The organism is Paenibacillus sp. J22P169 (assembly GCF_059691995.1).
This window is the reverse complement of sequence record NZ_JCAUAO010000001.1, coordinates 2,374,895-2,399,968: the sequence shown is the minus strand read 5'-3', so window position 1 is coordinate 2,399,968 and position 25,074 is coordinate 2,374,895. Positions and strand designations below refer to the sequence as shown.

General features: G+C 48.5%; 18 protein-coding genes. All 18 read left to right on the top strand.

Going from position 1 to position 25,074, the window contains the following annotated elements:
• Window positions 1-12 precede the first annotated feature (12 nt).
• The 18 genes from AC58QG_RS11110 (at window position 13) to AC58QG_RS11025 (ending at window position 25,070) form a co-directional block, all read left to right on the top strand.
• Window positions 13-1,377, top strand: a complete 1,365-nt coding sequence (locus tag AC58QG_RS11110; RefSeq protein WP_497362107.1) for an ABC transporter substrate-binding protein — start codon at window positions 13-15, stop codon at window positions 1,375-1,377.
• A gap of 43 nt (window positions 1,378-1,420) precedes the next feature.
• Window positions 1,421-2,800 (top strand): S-layer homology domain-containing protein, encoded by a 1,380-nt coding sequence (locus AC58QG_RS11105; RefSeq protein ID WP_497362106.1) that lies wholly within the window; start codon window positions 1,421-1,423, stop codon window positions 2,798-2,800.
• An 84-nt stretch (window positions 2,801-2,884) separates the two neighbouring features.
• A complete protein-coding gene (locus AC58QG_RS11100; RefSeq protein WP_497362105.1) occupies window positions 2,885-3,589 on the top strand; it encodes an ABC transporter ATP-binding protein in 705 nt (234 codons plus the stop codon).
• Window positions 3,579-4,607, top strand: a complete 1,029-nt coding sequence (locus AC58QG_RS11095) for an efflux RND transporter periplasmic adaptor subunit (protein WP_497362833.1) — start codon at window positions 3,579-3,581, stop codon at window positions 4,605-4,607. The genes AC58QG_RS11100 and AC58QG_RS11095 overlap by 11 nt, the downstream gene beginning before the upstream one ends.
• Window positions 4,608-4,619: 12 nt before the next feature.
• The gene (locus AC58QG_RS11090; RefSeq protein WP_497362104.1) at window positions 4,620-7,532 is read left to right on the top strand and encodes an ABC transporter permease; all 2,913 of its coding nucleotides are present in this window, start codon (window positions 4,620-4,622) and stop codon (window positions 7,530-7,532) included.
• Window position 7,533: 1 nt separating this feature from the next.
• A complete protein-coding gene (locus AC58QG_RS11085) occupies window positions 7,534-8,421 on the top strand; it encodes an ATP-binding cassette domain-containing protein (protein WP_497362103.1) in 888 nt (295 codons plus the stop codon).
• A gap of 17 nt (window positions 8,422-8,438) precedes the next feature.
• Window positions 8,439-10,172, top strand: a complete 1,734-nt coding sequence (locus AC58QG_RS11080) for a glycoside hydrolase family protein (protein WP_497362102.1) — start codon at window positions 8,439-8,441, stop codon at window positions 10,170-10,172.
• 13 nt (window positions 10,173-10,185) lie between these two features.
• Window positions 10,186-11,175: an aldose 1-epimerase gene (locus AC58QG_RS11075; protein ID WP_497362101.1), complete on the top strand. Its 990-nt coding sequence runs from the start codon at window positions 10,186-10,188 to the stop codon at window positions 11,173-11,175.
• A gap of 41 nt (window positions 11,176-11,216) precedes the next feature.
• Window positions 11,217-12,323, top strand: a complete 1,107-nt coding sequence (locus tag AC58QG_RS11070; RefSeq protein ID WP_497362100.1) for a Gfo/Idh/MocA family protein — start codon at window positions 11,217-11,219, stop codon at window positions 12,321-12,323.
• 26 nt (window positions 12,324-12,349) lie between these two features.
• Entirely contained in the window at window positions 12,350-13,252 is a 903-nt protein-coding gene (locus AC58QG_RS11065; protein ID WP_497362099.1) for a sugar phosphate isomerase/epimerase family protein, read from the top strand.
• A gap of 27 nt (window positions 13,253-13,279) precedes the next feature.
• Window positions 13,280-14,374, top strand: a complete 1,095-nt coding sequence (locus AC58QG_RS11060) for a fatty acid desaturase family protein (protein WP_497362098.1) — start codon at window positions 13,280-13,282, stop codon at window positions 14,372-14,374.
• Window positions 14,371-14,688, top strand: a complete 318-nt coding sequence (locus AC58QG_RS11055; RefSeq protein WP_497362097.1) for a MocE family 2Fe-2S type ferredoxin — start codon at window positions 14,371-14,373, stop codon at window positions 14,686-14,688. The genes AC58QG_RS11060 and AC58QG_RS11055 overlap by 4 nt, the downstream gene beginning before the upstream one ends.
• A gap of 277 nt (window positions 14,689-14,965) precedes the next feature.
• Entirely contained in the window at window positions 14,966-18,205 is a 3,240-nt protein-coding gene (locus AC58QG_RS11050; RefSeq protein WP_497362096.1) for a hypothetical protein, read from the top strand.
• Window positions 18,206-18,434: 229 nt separating this feature from the next.
• Entirely contained in the window at window positions 18,435-19,760 is a 1,326-nt protein-coding gene (locus tag AC58QG_RS11045) for a Gfo/Idh/MocA family protein (protein WP_497362095.1), read from the top strand.
• A complete protein-coding gene (locus AC58QG_RS11040) occupies window positions 19,753-21,744 on the top strand; it encodes an alpha/beta hydrolase family protein (protein ID WP_497362094.1) in 1,992 nt (663 codons plus the stop codon). Before AC58QG_RS11045 ends, AC58QG_RS11040 begins: the two co-directional genes overlap by 8 nt.
• Window positions 21,745-21,757: 13 nt before the next feature.
• Window positions 21,758-22,432: an aspartate/glutamate racemase family protein gene (locus AC58QG_RS11035; protein ID WP_497362093.1), complete on the top strand. Its 675-nt coding sequence runs from the start codon at window positions 21,758-21,760 to the stop codon at window positions 22,430-22,432.
• A complete protein-coding gene (locus AC58QG_RS11030; protein WP_497362092.1) occupies window positions 22,426-23,685 on the top strand; it encodes a ribulose-bisphosphate carboxylase large subunit family protein in 1,260 nt (419 codons plus the stop codon). Before AC58QG_RS11035 ends, AC58QG_RS11030 begins: the two co-directional genes overlap by 7 nt.
• Before the next feature lie 32 nt (window positions 23,686-23,717).
• Window positions 23,718-25,070 carry a four-carbon acid sugar kinase family protein gene (locus AC58QG_RS11025; protein ID WP_497362091.1) on the top strand — a complete coding sequence of 451 codons (1,353 nt, stop codon included), beginning with the start codon at window positions 23,718-23,720 and terminating at the stop codon, window positions 25,068-25,070.
• Window positions 25,071-25,074: the final 4 nt, after the last annotated feature.

Here is a 25,074-nt window from a genome sequence, read left to right as displayed (position 1 = left end):
GCAGTTATCTTTATGAAAAGGTTAATGGTAAGCTGCGCGATTGCTCTTACGCTAGCGCTGGCGGCAGGATGTACAAACGAGGCAGCTCCAAGTTCTAAACCGGGCGGAAACGATGAGAAGAATTCACCGCAAGCCCAGTCGTCGCCGGAAAACGAATTGTTTATTTATACCGTATGGCCGGCCTATTACATCAAAGAAGAAATTTTCCAGAAGCAAATCGGCGACTTTGTCAAAAAAAAGTTCCCGGATATCACAGTTAAACATGTTCATTGGGATAATCCTGGTCGACAGCACAAAGACTTGATAGCAGCCGGAACGATTCCTGACATCATTATTGACGACACCAGACGTAACGCGCAGGGTCAACTGATCAGTAACGATCTGCAGTATGATATTACCGATCTGATTAAAAAGTATAACTTTGATACAAGCAAATTAAATCCGGCCCACATGGCTCAAGTGAGAAATCTAACTCCGGATGGCAAAATATACGGGCTGCCGTTCTATAACAATGATTATGCTTTATTTTATAACAAAGATATTTTTGATAAATTTGGCATTGATTACCCAAAGGATGGCATGACCTATGATGAGATTTACGAGTTAGCGAAAAAGCTGACACGCGTTGAGGGTGACATCACATATAAAGGCTTCTCGCAAAATCCAGGTCATTATTTAAATTATAATCAGTTGTCCTTGTCTGCGTTAAGTAAAACCGAGGATAAGGGGGATATGAGCGACCCTGGTTGGAAAAAATTAGTAGATAACATGAGGAGGTTCTACGAAATTCCAGCCAATCAGTTTGATACGGTGGAAACGTTCGCTACTAAACCGAATATCGCTATGGCTGTGGCAACGGTAAGCGATCATCTGGTCAAATTCTATGAGGAAAACAAAAACCTGAATTTCGACATTGCCTCTGTTCCTTCTTTAAATGATGCTCCAAACACAAGATATCAGCCTAATGTGTATTCGATGTACATTACAAAGCAGTCCAAGAAGAAAGACCTCGCCTTTCAGGTAATGGCTGCGCTGCTATCCGAAGAGCATCAAATCGATCTTGCCAAAGAAGGCGTCATAGGACCTTTGGAAACAAGTGCAGTCAAAGCGGCTTTCGGTAAGAACTTGCCGCAAATGCAGGGCAAGCATGTGGAATCCATTTATTACGGCAAAAACGCGATGCCTCCTGCGGCTCGTCAGCCAGGCTTAGTTTGGTATGATGTCCCTGTACAAGGCGTGTTCCAGCCGCTAATTTTCAATGAGTCCAAAGACTCTGTAACGGCGATTCGCATGGTGCAGGAAGCGGCTACCAAATCAATCGATACAGTGAAAGCAGCTAAAAGTGAAATTAACAAAGCAGCGAGTTCGAACAAGTAAGAAGACATTATCATCACAAATCTAATTTGGGAAGGTGACTCACGTGAAAAAATTTGTATTCTCGCTATTATCTATCCTCCTCTTGTCATTAACTGTCCTGCCGTTTGCTTTTGCAGAAGAGACAGAAGCTCCAGCCGCCGTAGTCAAGAATGTTGACGATTTCAAAGATCTAAAGGATTTGCCGCAAGACGAAAAGGATAAGTTTGCTGCACTTATTCAAGATGGTGTGTTTAATGGGCTAACGGAGGATACGTTCGGTTTGGATGCACGGATGAATCGGGCGCAATTTGCGAAAGTAGCTTCGATTATTTTCGACTTGACGATGGATGAAACTCTTACAACATCTTCCTTTACGGATGTCAGATCCGATGATCCAGCGAACGCTTATGCGCTTCCTTATATTGAAGCCTTGAAGAAGGCAGGCCTTACGAACGGATACGATGCTGAAGGAAAAACCTACAAGCCGGCAGGAGATGTATCGCGTCAAGAATTGGCAGCGTTCCTCATTCGCGGACTTGGCTTGGACGATCAAGCTAAATCGGCTACCCCAGTTGATGACTCTACGGTAGATGATTGGGCGAAAGGCTATGTCGCATTGGCTCTTGAGAAAAACTTGCTAGCGAATCAGTCCGATAACACGTTCGGCGGGAAAGTATCGGCTACACGTAAAATGTTGGCCCTTGCAAGCTATGCGGCAAAGCAAATTCTTGCCGGCAGTACCCCTGAAGAACCAGCGACAGAGCCTGGCGATAAGCCTGCAGCGCCGTCTGGAGAAATTTCAGCAGAAGGCAAAAAGCTTCTCTTCGTCACACGTCAAAGCGCACAAATGACACAGCTCAAAGAAAACCCGGATGATGAGAAAATTATTAATCGTCTCAAGGATCTCGGTTTCAGAGTAACTTGGGTAAATTGCGATAAATTAACAGTTGAAACAACGGAAGGCTATGATATGATCTTCGTCAGCAATACGTTGAACTCCAAATATCTGCGTTCCGGCTTAATGAAGGATGTTGCCATCCCAACCGTCTATTTAAAAAATCACGGGATGTATTATCTCGGTCTCTCGTCACAAGAGGAAAACACTAACGAATACAATATCAAATCTGTATCCATTACTGCACCTAAAGAAAAGGCTGCAGCTGGACTTTCCGGTTCAGTGGATGTTCTCTTAACAACAGACCCTAAAACGGCTGTAGCTTATGGTATTCCGGGCAAAGAAGCGAAAGTGATTGCCACCATCCCTGGCAAACCGACTCAGGCGGCGGTCTACTACTATAACAAAGGATCGCATGCTGACAATGGTTATGAAGTGAAAGCTCGCCTATCGTTCTTCTCATTTGCCGGTTCTTATGATAATGCGACGGATGATAATTTGAAGCTTTTGGATGCTCTTGTTTTGTGGACATTGCAAAACGGCGAATAGCTTCGAATGAACATGTCGAACTCCAGTTTTCGAACTGGAGTTTTTTTACTAACCGAAATTGCAAATATAGGAGTGTGAGTAGTCATGATTGCGCAGCAACAACCTAGTCTCCCTCCTCTTATTCAGGCGGAAGGCGTTACCAGAATTTTTGGACGCGGCTCAGCAGCTGTTCATGCTTTGCGAGGAGCGAGCTTTAGCATACCTGCCAAGCGACTCATTGCACTTAGGGGACGGTCGGGTTCTGGGAAAACGACGTTAATCAATATTTTAGGGGCGCTGGACAGGCCGACGGAGGGCCAAGTGTATTTCAACGGCTGCGAAATCAGCTCATTTTCAGAGAAGAAACGCAACGCAGTTAGGCGCAAGGAGATGGGTCTTATTTTTCAATCATTCGGCCTCGTCCCTTTGATGACGGCATATGAGAATGTCGAGTTCGGCTTGCGAGTTGCAGGCGTAAAGTCCGTACATTTCAAGGATTATGCAGAAAATGCGCTAGAATATGTGGGACTTAAAGCAAGGATGAAGCACAGACCGTTTGAAATGTCTGGGGGAGAGCAGCAGCGGGTGGCGATTGCAAGAGCGATTGCCCATAAGCCGGCCTTGATTCTCGCTGACGAACCGACTGCCGAGCTGGACAGCAAGATGGGGGCGCAGGTGATGCGCGTATTCAAGGATCTCGTGCAGAACGAGGGAATGACGATCATTCTTACGACGCATGATCCTGCGATAATGAGCTTTGCCGATCATGTTTACGCATTGGAGGATGGTCAAATTGTCGATGCAACTTAAGCGAATTGTGCTGTCGGTTATCAGCACATGCTGCATATCCTGGATGTTAACAGGATGCTCGCTGCTGCCGGTTGAGGAAGGGGAGCTGAACCCGCCTCTTGTCGAGCCCGCCAAGGAGACATTAAGTTTGTACGCCGTGAAACGCAGTAATATCACCCAACAAATTACGGGTGTAGCTACATTTGCTTCGGACAATATGGATTATTTGTTCTATTCGGAATCTGGCGGACGATTAAGAAAAATAAACGTGAAATTGGGCGCTCAAGTAAAAGCCGGAGATGTTCTGGCAACGACGGAAACAGCTGATCTGGATATGAAAGTCAAGCTGCAGCAAATTTCCATTGAGAAGCTTAAAATATCCTTGCAGCAGGCTATGGCTGAAAAGGATGCCGATGATCCGGATATTCGTTTAAAGCTGCTCGATATGGAAAGCGCTCAGCTCCAATTGAAATCGCTGCAGAGTCAGCTCCAGAACTCGAGGTTGACATCCACGATTGACGGAGTCGTAACGTTTATTGACGCGATTCAGCCCGGGGACCAAGTGGCTGCCTACAAGCAGTTAATTACCCTTTCAGATCCGAAACAAATGAAGCTTGTATATACGGCATCCAGCCAGAACGATTTGGCAGGGGTCGAAGTGGGCATGGATGTTGCTGTCAAAATCAAAGATAAGACATTAACCGGAAAAATTGTTCAAACGCCACTCTCCGCCCCACCGAACAGCAATAAAGCGGTTCAGGATAAAAATGCCAGAGCTCTTTACATTCAATTAGCAGGCCTGCCTGAGGGCGTGACAATTGGCAACCAAGCCGACATCACCATTGTGACCCAGAAAAGGGATCAAGTGATGGTTATTCCAAGATCGGGTTTGCGTAACTACATGGGACGCGATTACGTGCAGGTGCTGGACGGCGAAAGCCGCAAAGAGGTGGATGTTGAGAAGGGGATTGTAGCAGCAACGGAAGTGGAAATACGAAAAGGGTTAAGCGAAGGGCAGCAGATTATCCTGAACAATTAGGAGGCTAAGACATTGGCATTATTTATCATGATCTTGCGCAAAATGATCAATAATAAATGGCTTGAGCTTAGCCTGCTGTTCGGACTCGTGCTGTCCGTTGCCTTGGCGAGCAGCATGCCGATTTATACGAACGCCATTTTACAGAGAATGTTGATCCAAGAAATGCAGCAGCTGCAGCTTGGCAGTAATCAATATCCTGGGATTTACTGGATATCAGCTGATTTATCTTCGCAAGACAAGAAAGAAAAGCCTGTCAACATAGCGGAAACCGAACAATTTTTGAAGGAAAAAGAGAGACGTTTCGGCATTCCCGTACAAAATTTCGTTCGCGAAAGAGCGACTCAGCGCTACAATCTAGTACCTGCGGAACCTGATAAGATCGATGTGAATGTCCAAAGATCGGCGGATATTTCTGCCATTGACGGTATGGAAAGCCACATCCGGTTGGCGGATGGACGCCTTCCTATGAAAGAACCAGTGGACGGTGTGTATGAAGCTCTCGTTGCGCCAGAGGCTTTGACCGAGCTCGGAATGGTGCTGAATACCGTTTTCATTATTAAAGATGCCAGTTTGCCGCAGCCAATCTCGATTAAACCCGTTGGCGTGTTTGATCGCAAGGACTACACCGATTTTTACTGGTACAACAATACGAGCAGCTATAAGAACAGTTTTCTGATCGATTTCAATTTGTTTGAAAAAGAGTTCACATCGGGCGGTAAGCTGAATGTACAATCTAGCTATTGGTACTTTGCGCTCGATTATAAATTGTTAACACTGGCATCAGCAGACAAATTTCTTTACAACGATTACGAAATTGACACGTTTATGGATGCTCATTATGAATCTCATAATAAGAACGTTCCAGCGCTTCAAACGCTTAGTAATTACTACGTAAAAGAAACTAATTTGCGAAAGATGCTATGGTCACTGAATGTGCCGGTTATGCTGATGATTGCTTTTTACTTATTTATGGTTGCCAACTTAATTACGGAACGCCAGAAAACGGAAATCGCCGTGCTTCGCAGCAGGGGGGCGAGCCGCCTGCAAATTGTTGCTAGTTATGCGCTTGAAGGCCTAGTGCTTGGGGCAATCGCTTTCATCGTCGGGCCTTATTTCGGAGCCTTGCTCACCAAATTATTAGGAGCCTCTAGCGGGTTCCTTGAATTTGTGCAGCGCGCAAAGCTTGAAACCAAGCTTAACGAGGATGCGTTCCTGTATGCTTTGACGGCCATTGCCGCCTCGCTTGTGATGACACTGATCCCTGTTATCCTCGCAACGAGAGTAACCATTGTCGGCCACAAGCAGCAGTCAGCGAGACTCCAGAAGCAATCTTTTTGGCATAAGTTTTTTCTCGATATCGTAATTATTGGCATTTCGCTGTACGGTTTACAAAATTATAAAACGAGAGTTAACGATATTCTTTCGCTTGGTTTAAAATCTGCGGATTTAAGAGTTGATCCGCTTTTGTTCCTCATACCTGCCATGTTTATTTTAGGACTCGGCTTGTTTGTCCTTCGGCTATATCCCTTGTTTATGAAGCTATTGTATGAGGCAGGTAAAAGATGGTGGCCGCCTACCTTGTATACCACTTTAATCCAGGTGAGCCGCTCGATTATTCAATATCAGTTTATTATGGTATTTCTAATTATTACGATCGCGACAGGGCTATTCAGCGCCAGCGCGACTCGCACCATTAACCAGAATACGACGGATAAAATCCGATACTCAGCAGGTGCCGATATCGTCATGAAAATCCATTGGGAGAATGATGCGCCACCGGCTATCTTGTTCGGTGCTGAGGATTCTGGCGATGACAGTTCGTCTTCGGAGGCCGCTTCCAATACCCCGGCGAGCCCTCCGCAAAAGGTTCAATATAGTGAACCCTCTTTTCTGCCGTTCACACAATTGCCTTCTGTAGACCATGCGGCAAAGGTGTTTATCCGGAAAGATGCCTCATTCAACAAAGGCAAGATAACCGCTCCTGTCGAGCTGATGGGCATCGATACGAAAGCTTTTGGCGAAACGGCTTGGCTGCGGAACCGTTTGCTTGATCATCATTTTTACGACTATTTGAACCTAATCGCCAAAAATCCCTCTGCTATATTAATTTCCAGATCAATAGAGGAAGAATACGGCGTGAAGGTCGGAGATACGATAACCGCTGGCTGGCAGAATGTAGAGCCCGCTTCATTTACCGTATTCGGAATCATTGATTATTGGCCGTCCTGGAACCCTAATCCTGGAGCGGGTGATACGGTGTCGGTTACGACGAAGTCAGGAACCACGACAAAGGTGAAGAAGCCGATGTTGATCGTCGGTCACTTAGCATACATCCAGAATAATATCGTGATTGAACCCTATGAAGTATGGATGAAGTTGAAGCAGGGGGCGAGCAGTAATAGCGTATATCAAGCCGTCAGGACTCACGGCTACGAAATCGAATCGGTAACCGACGCGAAGCAGGAACAGATCAAGGCGATTAAGGATCCTTTTCAATTGGCGATTAACGGCGTGATGACCTTAGGATTTATCATTTCGGTTGTCGTTTGCTTTTTTGGATTTTTACTGTATTGGGTTCTGACATTATCCGCACGTACGCTGCAGTATGGTATTTTTCGGGCGATGGGCGTTTCCGTTTGGCAGTTGATTGTCATGTTGATTGGTGAACAAGTGATGGTATCGGGGGCAGCTATCTTTATCGGGATTATTACGGGGAATTTAGCCAGCCATTTGTTCGTGCCCTTATTCGAATTATCGTTCGACCCGGGAACGCAAGTACCGCCGTTTCAAGTCACCTTCGACCCACGGGACACAGAGCGGTTGTATGGAATCGTTACCGTCATGATTACAATTGGACTTGCGGTGCTGGGGCATATCGTCTCGCGAATCCGGATTCATCAGGCCGTTAAGCTTGGGGAGGACTAGGATGATTCATTGTGATAGTCTGGTGAAAATTTACAAAATAGCCGATTTGGAAGTTGTTGCCTTACAGGGGTTGGACCTGCATGTGGAGGCCGGCGAACTAATGGCCATTATCGGAAACAGCGGCAGCGGCAAATCAACGCTGCTGAACATGCTTGGCGGGCTCGATCGTCCTTCGGCGGGCCGTTTGATGGTGGATGGCAAAGATTTGCTGAGCATGGGGGAGAAAGACCTGGTCAAGTACAAACGCGAGTCAGTCGGCTTTGTCTGGCAGAACAATGCGCGCAATTTGATTCCGTATTTAACGGCTCAGGAAAATGTGGAACTGCCCATACTTCTTAGGGGCAAACGTAAACGGGAGCGTGCGCTTGAGCTGTTGGAAGCTGTCGGGCTTAGCCATAGAAGGAACAACAAGTTGAATCAGTTATCCGGCGGCGAGCAGCAACGAGTGGCCATTGCCATTGCGCTGGCTAATTATCCGAAGCTGCTTCTAGCGGATGAACCGACCGGTTCGGTGGATACGAACATGGCGAACCAAATTCTTGATTTGTTCCGGCAGCTGAGCAGGGAACTGGGCATCACCATTGTGATTGTGACGCACGATCCTAGTCTGGCCAAGAAGGTAGATCGAGTTGTAGCCATTCGAGACGGGAGAACGTCATCGGAAATTGTGCGACGCAAATCATATGAGCAAGAGCTTATAGACTTGGAGCAAGGCATCGAAGATGTGCATGAAGAAGAGTCTCACATTGAGTATGCAGTGCTGGACCAGGCGGGGCGCCTGCAAATTCCTGCGAGCTACTTAGAAACAATTGGAGCGAAGGAAATGAACAAAGTAAAAGTTACCGTGGAGGACGGCAAAATAATACTCATGCCTCCTATCAAAGTATAGCGAAGGAGATCCTATCAATGAATTGCCAGGAAACGAAACAAATTCCAGATACACTCCTGCTTGAAGAACGGGCAGGGCATGTTCTTCAAGCGATTATCGGTATGGCCGATGAGGATTTCGGGTATATCCCTTTTTTTGCAGCGAATTTAATGGAAAAACCAGCGTTTTTGACGCATGGGGATTGGGACTATGGCTCCAGTCACGGCCGATTAGTGGATGCCCTGATCTTGGCAAGGCATATGACAGGAGACCAGCGAGGACGCGACATTGAGGAGCGTTACAGAGCTAATTTCTTAAGCTTCTTTAAGGAAGACGGGCTCAGTTATCGGCAAATAAATCCTAAGGCACCTTGGGAGACAAACGCAAACTTGATTGACCAGCGGGCAGTCATCCTAGCGCTAACTTCTTGGTTTATGTCAACCGGGGATCGCAAGATCAAGCATGTTGCGGATAAACATGTGGCTGCGCTCAAACGAATCGCTGTTAAGGAAAAGGACGTGTGGTACTATCCGGCCTCCGAATATACAATGAAAGGCTGGCCGTCCACGAACGCGGTTCAGCTTCGGCTTGCCCCGGATCCGGCCGCTTTTTGCGGACGATTGGTGATGCCGCTTCTGAAATATTATGAGTTGACGGGGAATACCGATGCGTTCGAGTTATGCCAGTATTTTTCGGCGCTCATCATTCATCGCAGCGGTGTTTTCAATTCGGACGGGAGCTTTAACGATGCACTTGCCTACCGCAGCGGACATTTCCATACCCGCATTGGCACGCTTGATGCGTTAGCTAGATTTGGATGGCACACCCAGGACGCTTCTATCATTCATTTCGTCAAGAAGAGCTACGATTGGGCGCTGACACGCTGTACTTCTTTTGGCTGGACGCCGGGAGATATGCATGAACAAGCTTTTGAACATGAGACTTGCTCGCTCGTTGACCTGATCTCTACAGGCATTACATTAGCCCGCAGCGGTTACGTTGAATACTGGGGCATCGTAGAGCGTTTTCTGCGCAATCACCTGACGGAATCACAGCTCTTGAATTTGGATTGGGTCGTGGATGCTGAAGATAAAGCAAATGATGATGTTGGTATGAAGTCTTACTTTAACGTGGCTGAGCGCGCACGAGGGGCTTTTGCCGGGTATTCCGCACCAAATGATTTTTGCTGTAATGTTAGCGGAGGCAGAGGACATACCAACGACCTGCAGACATGCTGTATCGGCTCAGGAACAAGGGGGCTGTTCATGGGCTGGAGTAACACGATCACAGCGCACAATGAGACGGTCAGCGTGAACTTCCTGTTGAACCGGGGTTCGCGTTGGCTTGATGTTAGCAGTTATTTGCCTCACGAAGGCCGGGTGGAGCTGGACATACACCGCAGCTTGCCGAGACTGCAGGTTCGTATCCCGGAATGGGCTGGCTATGCGAAGGTTGCCGTTCACCGGGAGTTGGGCAATGACGTGCGAACACAGTCCGGCGGCGATCCGAGCATGTGGGTGAATCAGCGCTTCCTCCTGCTGGGCCAAGTCCAGGAAGGTGAAAAGATTACAATAACGTTTCCGCTTAGCGAGCGCCAAACGGTGGAAAAGGCGGTTGGACAGGAATTTATTACTCGCTGGCGCGGTGACGATGTCATTCATTTAAGCCCGGCAGGGACGCATCATCCGTTCTATAACAACCGGAAGATTTATGAGACTGCACCGCTGCGTCCTGGGCAGTATCGCAGGATGGAGGAGGAATTGTATTGGTAAAAGGAGGGGGCATATGAGCAAATATTGGGCTGGCTCCGTGTTGAAAGAGGGATTTTCGGTCATGAGGTTAACCGACACGGAGAGCAGCGCCACCGCGGAACTGATCCCGGAAATCGGCAACAATCTCTTTCGGTTCGAATGCGGCGGACATGAGATCATTTTGCCGCCTGCTAGCTTATATTCCCTCCAACATGAATCGTTTGCCGCATTCAAATACGGCACACCCATCTTATTTCCGCCAAACAGGGTGCAAAACGGACGTTTTTCCTTCAGGGGCCGTGAATACAAACTGCCTTTGAACGAGCTTCCTGATCATCATTTGCACGGCGAAATGTGTTCCAAGGCATGGAAAGTGGCGGGTTACGGCGCATCACAAGAGGAGGGAGCCTGGGTAACCAGCCGATTCCGTTTTGCAGATCATCCGGAGATTATGGCCTATTTTCCGCATCAGCTGACCTTTACGATGACGTATCGGCTTATGGATGGACGACTTTATCTGGAAGGTGTGATCGAGAATGAAGGCGCGGAAGAAGCACCGTTCGCTTTTGGGCTGCATCCTTACTTTCCACTGCCATTCGGAAGCGGGGAAAAGATTGTCCTTCAGATACCTGCGGCTGCGGAATGGCCTGTTACGAATCAGGCATTCGTGACCGGGAGACCGGAGATATCGACGTTCAGCCGAAGGCTGCATGAAGGCATCCTTCTCGAGGAATATCCTCTGCTCGGCTGTTCACTGATATCCCTGGACCAGGTTGCGGATCATACCTGCCGTATTGAAATGAAAGATCGGGGCTATACGATTGCTTATCAGGTGGATCATACCTTTCCTTTTGTCGTCCTGTTCCGACCGGATTGGGCATCGGCTTATTCTTTGGAGCCTTACACGTATGTAACGGATGCGTTTAATCTCCCATACGAATATGAACAGACAGGAGCTCGAGGGATAAAGGTCGGTGAGCAGGTTCGATTCACGACCGGTTTGTGGACTGAAACGGCTCGTTAGATGGAATGGCAGTTGAACTTATGTAAGAGGAGGAGTAACGGATGGGTAACATGGATTTGAACTTGAATATCAGACCGGAATTGCCAACACGCAAAGATTTCCGTATCGGGTGCATCGGTTCCGGTTTCATCATGCGTGATTGCCATCTTGTGGCTTATCGAGATGCTGGTTTTAATCCGGTGGCCATCGCATCGCGGACTTACGATAACGCCAAGACGGTTGCTGAGTTGCGAAACATTAGGGCCGTGTACAGGACGTGGGAAGAGCTGGTCCAAGCTACGGAAATCGAGATATTGGACATCGCGTTTCCTCCGGACCGGCAGCTCGAGGTCGTCCGTCTTGCTGTGAAGATGAAGCATATCAAGGGCATATTGTGCCAGAAACCGCTTGCTATGAATTCTCGCGAAGCTCGCGAAATTGTGGACCTGTGCGAAAATGCGGGCATCAAAATCGCCGTCAATTCCAACATGCGGTACGACCAATCGATGCGCGCGCTGAAAACGATTCTTGACCGAGGTTATCTGGGGCAGCCGGTGCTCGCAACGATTGAAATGCGCGCGATTCCGCATTGGCAGGATTTCCTTCATAAATATGAGCACATTGAGATTTTGAATATGGGCATTCATCATATTGATGTTTTCCGTTTTTTGTTCGGCGATCCGGAGAAAATTACGGCCGTCACACGGAGCGATCCTCGCACGAAATTCCCGCATATAGACGGGATTTCACAATATACGTTCCAGTATGCGAACGAGCTGATGGCGACCAGTCTAGACGACGTCTGGGCGTGGCCCGGAGAAGGGACCGAGCAGGATACTTACATCAAATGGCGGGTTGAGGGACTGGACGGCATGGCTCAGGGGACGATCGGCTGGCCGGTTTATCCGGAGAGATCGCCAAGTACACTGGAATTTACGACTAGGCAAGCGCCATATCAATGGTTCCGGCCGAAGTGGGAGGAAGTCTGGTTTCCCGATGCTTTTCAAGGCACGATGGCGCAGCTGCTGCGCGCAGTCGAGACAGACAGCGAGCCGGAAATTAGCGGCCGGGACAACTTAAAGTCGATGGCGGCGGTTGACGCTTGCTACAAGTCCATTGCAGAAGGCCGGACGGTTATGTTCTCCAAAGCAACAAACTCTTTTGTATAAACCTATTCTCAAGGAGGAATTCATGTATGATCTCAGTCGGTATTTTTAACGGGTACTATCCATATTCCCTAGAGGAATCCATTTCCCGCATGAAAAGGGATGGCTTTTCCTGCGTTCAGCTGGATCTGTCCTTTAAAGGAATGGACCTTGCTTTCGAGTCGCTTACCAAGGAGGAATGCCACAAAATTCGTGACGCCTTCCGCGACGCTAATTTGCCGATCGTCTGCATCTCTGGTTATACGAATATCATTCATCCGGACCCGAAGAAGCGAGAACAGAATTTGCTCGGTTTGCAAACTTTGCTGAAGTTTGCCCGTGATTTGGGCAGTCCATACGTCATCAGTGAGACGGGGACCTACAACATGGAAAGCGATTGGGTATGGGATCCGAAGAATGGCACGGAAGAAGCATATGAGAAGACTTGCAAGCAAATCGAAGAACTTGCCAAATTCGCTTATAACCATGGGTCAGTTTTCCTGGTGGAAAACTATGTGAATAACGTGATCGGCTCTGTCGACTCGCTGGCCCGCTTATTTTCCGATGTGAATCATCCGGGACTCGGGCTGCTGATGGATCCGACCAACTACTTCACGGACAGCAACATTGGTCATGTCGACGAAACGCTGAACCGCATCTTCCATACACTCGGCGACAAAATTAAAATTGCGCATGCCAAGGACTGCAAGCCTGCTGAAGACATGTCAGAGAAACATGCTGAAATCGATGCAGTCGAATCACACACCTTTCGGGGCGCAGGCGCCGTTGAGCTTCCAGCTCCCGGCCTGGGGATTCTGAACTATGAGTTATATTTGCAAAAACTGTCCAAGCTGCATCCGAATATCCCGATTATTATCGAGCACCTGGATGAGCAGGACATCCCGCGCGCGAAAAAATTCCTTGACGACAAGCTGAAGAAAATCGGCGTTTAATGATTAATGGAAAAGGAGGTGCTTGGCATGACAGCAAAATCGGTGAAAAGAGACTATAGCATCACAGGCGCTGAGAATAAACAGGCGGTCGAGCGCGGACTAGCGGAGGCCGAGTGGTATACGTGCCCAATTCCCCGCCAGCGGATGAAAGAATTGATGAAACGGAAAGACGGTCCAGCTATTCGTGACACGATCATCTGGTTTGGCGGACTGCTTGTTCTGGGGTATCTTGCCTACCTTTCCTGGGGGACCTGGTGGGCTGTACCCGCCTTTTGGGCGTATGGGATTCTCTACGCGACACCGGGCGATTCCAGATGGCATGAGTGCGGGCACGGAACGGCTTTTAAGACACCTTGGATGAACGAGGTCGTCTATCAAATTGCGTCCTTCCTGGTACTGCGTTCCGCTACTCCTTGGCGCTGGAGCCACGCCCGCCATCATACCGACACGATCATCGTCGGACGAGATCCGGAAATCATCACCGAAAGGCCCCCAATTTGGAAAATCCTCATCATGCAAATTTTTCATCTGTATGGCGGCCCGATTGAAATCAAACGCTTTCTACTGCATACGTTCGGCAAGCTGGACACGCAGGAAAATGAGTATATTCCCTCATCTCAGCACCGGAAAACGTTTCGGGAAGCTCGGATTTACATGATTATTATCCTTGCGGTCCTCACAGCTTGCCTATATGCAGGTAGCATTTTGCCCGCAATGTTCGTGTTTTTGCCCTCTTTTTACGGCGGTATCGTGGTTCTCATGTTCGGTATTACGCAGCATCTAGGTCTTTATGAAGATGTGCTAGATCATCGGTTGAACACCCGAACGGTTTATATGAATCCGATTTTTAGGTTTCTATACTGGAACATGAACTATCATACCGAGCATCATATGTTTCCGATGGTCCCCTATCATGCGCTTCCAATGCTGCATGAAGAGATGAAAGCCGATTGTCCGGCGGCGAGACCGAGTTTATGGGCTGCACTGAAAGAGGTCGTCGGCGCTCTAAGGAAGCAAAAGCTGGACCCTGCTTACGTCGTGGTGAAACCATTGCCTAGAACGGCACGCCCTTATATGTATGGGCCGGTACATGAATTAAAAGAAAGGAGCGAATTGGGATGAGTCTCGGAGAATGGATCGAAGCCTGCCGTGCAGATGAAGTGGATTTGGAGGATGTCATCCGTATCGATCACAGTGACCAAACTTTCGCGATTTACCGTACGGAGAAAGGTGACTACTATGCATCAGATGGCTTTTGCACCCATGGAAGGTTTCATTTGTCCAATGGCTTAGTCATAGGCAATCAGATCGAATGCCCCAAGCATAATGGCCGTTTCGACATACCCACTGGTGTCGCGAAACGTGTGCCTGCCTGTGTGGATTTACAAACGTATCCGGTAAAAGTAGAAGCGGGCAAAGTATTTATCCAGATTTGAGAGCTGCATGATGTTAAGCAAACGAGCGATATGAGGCCTGCAACGATGGTTTACATCGTAGCGGACGCTGCCGTCGTAGTTGAGTAACGATGAACAAAATAACCTATAAACTTGGATAAAAGCACCTATAAGATGTTCGCTTTTTTATAATAAAGTTAGTCCATGCCAGAAAATGAATGAGTGAACGGGGCTGATTAAATTGAACAGATAGCAATATCTCGCACAAAATGTAAGCGTTTTACTTTGAGTGTTCATCTTTTATCAGGAGGTGCATGAAATGAGGAAGGAAATTGCATTATTATTATCATTTATGCTGTTTTGTTACTGTTTAACTCCAATTGTCTATGCCGAAGAGGCTGTTTCACAAACGTCGCAGACGACAGCGGCGACGCCTTCAACGAAAGAAAAAGCAGCGAAACCGGCAGCTTCTTCTTCGACTGTAACCTTAGACACATATTTGGCTGACCAGCTCAGCGATTTGAAGAGTCTGTCGAAGGACGATAAGAAGAAAATCAATGTTTTATTAAAAATGGATGCGATCGATCATGAGGCAGCTGGCACTTTCGGTGTGGAAGATGCCATAACTCGTGCTCAATTGGCGAAAACAGCAACACTTGTTTTGGGTTTAACGATCGAGCCAACAACAACGGCAACGAGCTTTATCGATGTCCAGCAGAATGATCCCGCGCGTCCATATATTGAGGCATTAAAGAATGCAACTCTTGCCTATGAAGTCGTAGATAACAAGTACAACCCAACTGGGTCTGTAACCCGCCAAGAACTCGCCATGCTGCTGATCAAGGGGCTTGGCCTCGATGAAAAGGCAAAAGCAACTGCACCTGCTAAGGATGAGACGGTAGACGATACATACAAAAGATATGTGGCTTTTGCACTTCAGCAAAAGCTCATGACTAATCAGAACGACGGAAAATTTGGCGGCAGCGTAACCGTGACTAGAAAAATGCTGGCACTTGCAGCCTATGAAGCATGGAGGCTGCATACGACAACAGCGAAGCCAGCCAAAGCTTCGATCGCTGAAGTGAAGGTTATTGGCAAGAAAAAGTTATCAGTTAGGCTGAATCGCGACGTGGACACCAATAAAGCTGTTCTGAACGTTTCGAAGGCTGGTTTCTTGGATTCCGAAAACAAGCCTGTTAACTTCGAGCCAACCACGACGTGGTCTGACGATAGTATGACTGCTACGCTTGAAATGAGCGATGATTTTGAATTTGCACAATACCAAGTCATACTCAGCGGAGTAGATGTTGCCAGCGGAAAGATGGCTTTTATGCCTGAGAATGAACGTGCAGCCAAGGTTGAATTCGTTACGACTTCTGAAAAACTACCTTGGTCAAAGGCGCTTATCGAATATAAGGCCGTTAACCAGTATGGCGAACCTATGAAATTGTCAGCAAGTAATGTAAGTATTTATGTAAGCACACCAAAACGCGTCACATCGACCGTTTTGGCCGACAGTAATGCCATTATCCTCGATTTAAGCGATTTAAGACCGGAAAGTGAAATTACAGTAAATCTGCTTGAGAAGGGCGGTTACCTCAGTGTCATTAAAACGTTTACAATTGGCTATATGCCGCAAGTGAAGAAAGTCGACTTAGGCGATACGAAAAGCAATCTGAAGCTCCCAGCTGGACAACTGGTTTTTCAAGCCGGGGAAAGGGCATACCTCACCTTCAAAGCTTATGACCAGTACGGTAGTCGCATTGTAGATCCTAAGATTTTGAACATGGGCATATTTAAGAACTTTACCGGGGCTTGGGGAAATGTGTTTAAAACGGATGGACCTAACGATTTCATTGATTTTGACAACGATGGCTATCCAGAATTGCAATTGGTGGCCTACCCGGATTTAGACAGCAACAAGGAAGTGACCGTGAATTTAATTTTTGACGGCGAACAAGTGTCACAGACAGTTACTGTGGTTACGCCTAAGACACCTTATACTGTCGTCATCGGACCGTTAAAAGCGTCATTGACGGAAGGTGACACGAATAAAGAGATTGGTTTGAAAGTTGTCGATTCGGCAAATCAGGAATTAACTTCAACGGAGATCGCGGCCCTTGAAACGACTGGGAAAATTTCCGTATATGCCACAGGAGGTCTTGTACTGGAAGCAGATCCAGCGACGCGAACCGACCCGAAAACAGGTCAGGTCAGAAAAGTCGCGATTAGTCTCAACGGATCTATTCGCGTGAAACAAGTTACTTCCCCTGGACCAGCGAGTATCAACGTACGTATCAACGGTCTGAATCAAACGATGACCTATTCATTTACGCTCGATTCAGCCCGTAAGCCGAATTCCATAATACTGGATGAAGGTAGTTCCGCGCGGAACATATTACTGATCAACACATTGTCGTCATCGAAGACACCTGCAGTTTTCAAAATTTACGATCAATTTGAAGAAGAATATTCTACGAACAGAGATGATTATAAGGTCGAGATGAAGCTTGAAAGACTAAGCGGTGATCTGGGAGCTGTTTCGACTACAGGGAATGCGACACTCAGCGATACAAGTCCGATCGCCTTGAAGGGGAATAAGGATATCAACGCTCAAAAGATCTCCTTCAAACCGGTCACAACGAAGAAGGGCAGCTATAAACTGACCGCGACCTTAGTTCATCTCGATACGAACGGAGAAATCCAGGAAAGGCTCAGCTCCGATTCGCTGACTGTGGATGTCGACGACCAGAATAGTCCGAATATCCACTATGAGCTGGACGCGGCGACAGCCAACGGCAACCTTCTAGCAATCGGACGGTTGCTCTACGATGCCGGGAAGATTAAAAGCGTTACCGATTCGGTTTATCTTGTGACGAACTATCCGTCGCTTACCAGAGGCGTCGTTATCTTTGCGAAGGATCCATTAGGTCTTGATACGGGCCTGTCTGTTAATGTCAGGGCAGTTACTACCGACAATCCGAGAGCAATGGGTTATTACAACGGAAAGATTATCGGCCTTGACAGCGGAAAATTCAACTTCAACGTATACTTTGACACTCCGCAGGGAGTAAAGTATATCACCCAAGGATTGGGCGCCAACGTCGATTCCATGGTTCCGATCAGTATCAAGGCAAATATAACAAGCAATACACCAATCGACGGCAAGAAGAAGGATATGAACGGCCTCTATTTGTGGGACGCTGCTATAATGGGGCAATTCCAGGTAGGAACCAATGGTTATGGTACCTTTACCAATTATTGCAGGGACGATAAGAATAAAGATACCGCTTGCGCCACTGCCGTTAAAAAACAAGATCAAATGTCTTCCATAGTAGACATGATCGGCTTGCAAATGTTTATCGGTGAGATTGTTTATACAGAAACCGATGCAGCCAAACAGGATTCGGTTTCAGTCAATTCCGATTTGACTTTGTCGTATACCCGCAATCCGAATAGAAGTGATAAAACGACAAACAACATTCAACAATTCACCATTTATGTTGTCGGAGGAACTCAGATGGTCAAGTCTACAATATTCCTGACCTCAGAAGGCTAAGACTACAATTATCCTGAATTAGGCAACATAGCGTAGTCCCTGTCGGTTTTTCCGGCGGGGCTTTTGTCTGTTCTCGAGATGAGAAACGACCATGCTTTTATTACGCAGGTACTTTCTTTTCCTTCCCCTTCCCCCGACAGGATTGACCTATAATGACAGTCGTTTTCACTAATGGTTTGCCATGCGCGACTTTGTATACTTAACAGTAGAAGCGAGGAGGGAGAACAGCGTGGCAAAAAAAAAATACGTCATTTGCGGTGTAAGTACAAGGGCGAACGGCATGTTTATCCGTCCTATGCTGGAGACGTTCCAGCAGCATTGTGAAATTGTCGGACTGCTTGATGCAGATCCGGGACGCTTTGCAAATTGTTTCAAGAAATTTCCGTCGCTGTCTGGAACCCCGGTATATGCTCCGGATCAGTTTGAACGGATGATACGGGAAACGAATCCTGACGCAGTGATCGTCGCAGGCGTGGATTTTACCCACGCCGACTATATAGTAGGGGGCCTAAAGCATCATCTTGACGTCATTTCGGAGAAACCGATGGTGACTAACGGGGCTGACTGCAAGCGGGTTCTGGATGCGCAGAGCATCAGCAGAGGCAAGCTGCATGTTACCTTCAATTATCGGTACTCACCGGTTCATACCAAAATTAAGGAAATGATTCTAGAAGGCAGAATTGGTCGGGTAACTTCCATTGATCTGAATTGGTACCTCGATACGTATCACGGGGCAAGCTATTTCAAGAGATGGAACCGCAAACGTAGCAACTCCGGCGGACTGTCGGTGCACAAAAGCACGCATCATTTTGATCTTGTGAATTGGTGGATCGCCCAAAAACCTGTGGAAGCGTTTGCGTATGGGGCGCTCAATTATTTTGGTCCGGATGGAGAGTTTAATCCCACGAAAGAGGATGGTAGACACTGCGGGACATGCCGAGTCAAGCAGTCTTGCACGTATTTCATGCGATGGTCATCACGGAGCAAAGAGAATGTGCCTCCTGACGACCATGTCACAGCGCTTGAGATTAAGCCTGCTAACTTTACGGGATACCGCCCTGACGGGTGCATTTTCGACTCCGAAATTGATATCGAGGATACGTATACAGCGGTTGTTAAGTATGACAAAGGTGCGATGCTTAGCTATTCTGTTAATTTCTCTCTGCCATACGAAGGCTATCGGCTAGCTATTAATGGAACAAAGGGCAGAATCGAAACCAAGGAAATCATGTCCGGGAGGGCCTCCTTCCATGTACCTGAGCAAACGATCGATTACTTCCCGCTATTTGGTGGTAAAGAAACGATTCATGTCGTACCGCGAGCTGGAGGGCATGGCGGGGGAGATCCATTGATTTTGGAGGACTTGTTTCTAGGTCCTGATCCGCTGCGTTCTTATGAAATCATGGCGGGTGCTGAGGCTGGTGCGCTTGCAGTGCTTACCGGAGAAGCGGTATGGAAGTCGGCCTATGCGAATCAACCTATACGTTTAACCGATCTTCTGGTCGGGCCAGACCTGGCAGAAGTGTCAAAAGGGGGAGGGCCTCATCGTGTTTGAAAAATTTGAAAATGTTCAAATCGCTCATTTTGATGTAAAAAGCCAGCTGCCAAGGTGGATTTACGAATCCGCCATGCATGCCGCCGAGCTTGGTGAAAAGGCGCGAGCTTCCATTGAAAATAAAGCCGATCTTGTACGGAGGCAGAAGAAGATCCGCGAGGAAATTATCAACTGCCTCGGTGGTATGCCGGCTTTGGATACTCCGCTCAATCCGCAAATAACCGGTAGCGTCTTAGGGAATGGTTTTCGTGTAGAGAAAATCATTTTCGAATCCAGGCCGCAAGTGTATGCAACAGCTAATCTCTATCTGCCTGATGGGATCATAGAGCCCCGAGGCGCTGTGCTGCTCCTATGTGGGCACCGCGAACAGGCGAAGCATTGTGACGAATATCAGACCGTTTGTCACTACTTGGTTCATGCTGGTCTCATCGTTATGTCGCTCGATCCAATAGGTCAAGGAGAGCGGTTTGGCTTCTATGATCCTCAGACGGGGCGGGCTCCGATGACGAGCGTGACGGAGCATGAAAATGTCGGCCGGCAATGCTTGCCGCTTGGCGACAGCTTCGCGCGCTACATGCTGCACGATGCCGTGCGGGCAATCGATTATTTATGTACGAGACCGGAAGTTGATCCAAAACGGATCGGGGTTACCGGCCATTCCGGGGGAGGCACGCAGACATCTCTGCTTATGTTGTACGACGAGCGTATCGCTGCTGCCGCACCAGGCGGATTCATCATGAACCGACCGTACTTCCTTCTAACTGGCAAAGCGCAAGATGCCGAGCAAAAATGGCCTGGCTTCTCTGCATTAGGCTTCGATCATGAAGATATCGTGCTCGCGATGGCGCCTCGACCTGTACTGGTGCTCGCTACAACGTACGATTCCGTACCGATCGAGGGTCCACGCCATACTGTTGGTGTGAACCGAAGATTTTGGGACATGTACGGCAAGGGAGAACAACTGGATATTTTCGAGGATGAGAATGCACACCGCTTTTCGATTCCGTTGGCCCGTACGGCAGCTGAGTTCTTCTCCAAACACCTGTTAGGCCATAAGGTTACACCGCCTGATGAAGTCATACAGTTACTGCCAGCGGATCAGCTTTGGTGCACACAGAGCGGGCAGGTCATAGGCGAATGCGCCCATGCCCGTAATGCCCACGCTGAAACGATGGAGCGTTTGGCAGAGTTGGAAAAAGCGCGTCGAGCGCTGCCGGAGGGGACGCGCAAAAGTCAGGCACTGAGGTGGCTGCGCAATGCCGTATATTTCAACCGCAAACCATGCGATCTGAACCCGCGTCTTTCCGGGGGCGGTGAGGTGGAGCAGCTGTGGGCGCTCAGGACGGTCTGGTGGAGCCAGAAGGGCTTGTTAAATAATGCTTTGCAATTTTTCCCTTCGGAGCTGGCGGGCCGCAGACTGCCGGTTACAATTGCCGTATGGGACGGGGGCACACGACAAATTGATACGCATGCCAAATGGATCGAGGAAACCTGCGCTTCCGGGCGCATAGCAATGGTACTGAACCCGGTGGGCATCGGTTCGCTTCTGCCGTACTTGAATTCTCCTGAGGAGAGACCTTTTAAGCGCTTCGGCATGATGGACCGTTATACCGATGAGTTAATGTGGCTTGGCGACAGTATGGCAGCTGTACGAACATACGATGTATTGCGTGCGATAGAACTCGTAACAACTATGAAAAACATCGATTCAGAGGATATCGAGCTTTACGGCAGCGGCAAGTACGCCATCTACGCTGAGTTAGCGACGCTGCTCGATGCTCGCGTCAGAAGCGTACGTTTGGATGACCGAATGAGCAGTATTGCCGAGTGGATAAAGGAACCGTTTTACGATGAAAATGATTCCTTAAGTTTTATTTTGCCGGGAATGCTCCGGTATTTCGATATTCCAGATGCGGATAGTTGGCTCTTGCAAGAGGGCCGATTAGGTAAAGTCATCCCGGTCATGAGTGATTCAGCAAGCTAAAGGAGGAGATAGGATGATAACAGTTGTTGCGGTTTACACAGGCCAAGGTCTCTCCGAACGCATTGGGACGCTGTTTCGGGAGGAATTGCCAGGCTGCCGCCTTGTCAACATTATCGACGACAGCTTGATTGCCGATGTAATTCAGGCGGGGAGCGTGACTACTGCGGTAATTCGCCGTTTGGTTCAGTATTATCGGCACGCAGAGGATATCGGAGCCGATCTTATCCTCAATACTTGCTCATCGGTAGGGGAAGTGGCGGATTTGGTGCGGCCGTTATTCAACATTCCTATCGTGAAGATTGACGATGAAATGGCTCGTTTAGCGACTAAAAATTTCGAAAAGATCGGTGTACTGGCTACGCTGCCAACTACGCTCGAACCGACCAGGCAGTTACTGCTTAGAGAGGCTGAGTTTCAAAGCCGAAATGTCTGTGTGTTTGACGCCTTGGCGGAAGGGGCTTATCAAGCTTTAATTTCTGGCCAGCCTGAGGAGCATGATCGGCTTATTTATGAGGCGGCTAAGTCGGTAGCACACAAGGCGGATGCACTTGTGCTGGCACAGGGGTCTATGGCGAGAATGGAAAAGGTGCTGTGTCAGGAAACTGGTCTTCCGGTGTATGCCAGCCCCCGTCTAGGCATGATGGCTGTCCGTGCCGAATTGGAAAGACAGGGGAAATATCCATGTTGATAAACAACCAAGTCATTGCAACTTATTGGATCGAGACCGCCTTTCCGCTGGAGCAGGCGAGTGAAATTATCGTGAGCGAGCAGTCCACAGGTACGTTCTTGCCACTGCCGAACGAAACGGAAAGCTTGAAACAAAAGCACCGTGGTCAGATTTTATCTATTAAACAGTTGGACATATCGCCTTTTCCTTCACTGCCAGGAGCTAAGGTGCCATTGGGCAGCAAAGGTGTATTCCATCGTGGTGTCGTGAAGATCGCCTTTCCATATGCGAACATAGGACCATCCATTCCGAACTTGTTGGCGACGGTTGCGGGCAATTTGTATGAACTAGAAGAATTGTCAGGGCTCCGGCTGCTCGATCTTGAGTTGCCTCAACAGTTTCAGGAGCGGTATGAAGGTCCGCGATACGGTATCTCCGGCACGAGGGAACTAACTGGTGTTCATGGCAGGCCGATTATCGGGACGATCATCAAACCAAACATCGGATTGACGACCGATCAGCTTCGGGTTATTGTCCGGGAACTTGCCTTATCCGGAATTGATTTTATCAAGGACGATGAGATTCACGGAAATCCGCCGTATGCTCCGCTATCCGAACGCATAAAGGTTGTGATGGAAGAAATTGAAAGGGCTGCGGATCGCACGGGCAAAAAAACAATGTACGCTTTTAATATTACCGACGATATCGATCCGATGCTGCACCATCTCGAAACGGTCGTGAAATCCGGTGGTAACTGCGTCATGGTCAGCATAAACAGTGTCGGGTTTGCGGGCCTCGCGCACCTTAGAAAGTATGCGCCCGTTTGTATCCACGGCCATCGGAACCAGTGGGGCATGCTTTCGCGATACCCATATCTCGGCATGTCCTTTGCTGCCTATCAGAAATTGTGCCGTTTGGCCGGCGTGGATCATCTGCATGTCAGCGGACTCAATAACAAGTTCTATGAGAGCAATGCATCCGTCATCGAAAGCGTGAACGATTGCTTAACGCCAATGTTCGATCCAACCGACACAGTGCTCCCCGTATTGTCATCGAAGCAGTGGGCGGGAGCGGCACCCGAAACATTCAGGACGCTTCGCACAGTCGATCTGATGAATATCGCCGGCGGCGGCATTCATGCGCATCCAGGCGGACCTGGTGCAGGCTTTCGCAGTCTTGTGCAGGGATGGGAGGCGGCGCTTGCGGGAATTCCTTTGGAGGTGCATGCCGATAAACATCCTGAATTAAAGCAGGCTTTAGCCGCTTTCGGCTAAAGCCTTAAATCGAATGCGGGAGACGATAGCGAATGCGGATCTGTTATTACGGGGATGATTTCACTGGTTCCACGGATGTGCTTGAGGCGCTGACAACCGGCGGTCTGCGCGTTATCTTGTTTATGGACATTCCCGACAAGGCATTATGGGACGAGAAATTTAGCCATTACGACGGCTTTGGCGTGGCCGGCGTGAGCCGGACGATGAGTCCAGAGGACATGGAGCAGACTCTTCGTCCGGCACTAACTGCTCTAAAGGCTTTTCAGGCGCCGATCCTACATTACAAAATTTGTTCCACATTTGATTCATCTCCATTAACGGGCAGCATTGGGAAAGTCATTGATATAGGACGGGAAGTGTTCCCAGATCAACGGTTTACGCCCCTTTTGGCAGGATCGCCTGTACTAAAGCGGTATACCGTGTTTGGTAACCATTTTACAGGAGATGGTACGGCCACTCTTCGTCTGGATCGGCATCCGAATATGACACAGCACCCGGTTACGCCGATGAATGAAGCGGATCTTCGGGTTCATTTGGCTGGGCAGACGTCCAGCTCGATCGGTCTTATGAATGTCCTGGATTTGGAGCAGAGTGGAGCGATGCTGAAAGATCGCTTAGATGAGAGGCTTCGGCAAGCCCCGGATATTTTGCTATTCGATGTACTGACAGATGAACATCTTGTGAAAATCGGCGGTTTGCTTGCGGAAGAGAGCGAGAAAGCGCCGTTGTTTGTGGTAGGCTCCTCGGGGGTGGACTATGCACTCGTCTCCCATTGGCGTGTGCACGGTACGCTGCCTGCTGCCTCCCCCCGTTTACAGGTAGATCCCGCTGAGCAGCTCCTCGTAGTGTCGGGCAGTTGTTCCCCTGCGACGAGTGCACAGATCAACTGGGCTTTGGCGCATGGATATGCGGGTATTCGCGTACCCGTGACTCTTTTTTTCGAGGATGATGCCAAAACGACACAGTTACGTCTGCTTAAAGAGGCTGAGCGTTTGCTTAGGGCCGGCAAGAACGTTGTTCTATATACAGCGCTGGGACCGCATGACGAGTCTATTGAGGAGACTCAATATCTGTTGAGAATGAGCGGGCTGAATGTAGCATCAAGCGGAGAGCGGATTGGCGGGCGTTTGGGCGAAATGGCGAGAGAACTTGTTCAATCTACAGGACTCAGAAGAATTGTATTTGCCGGAGGAGATACTTCAGGCTTTGCTGTTAAGCGAATGAATATGTACGCCATGGAAATGATTGCGCCTATCGTTCCCGGCGGACCGCTATGCCGGGCATTTTCACACGATGAACGTATAGACGGTTTGGAAGTCGTATTGAAAGGCGGTCAAGTCGGACCGCTGGATTTTTTTGAACGGGTGCGAAGGGGGTTATCGTGACTGC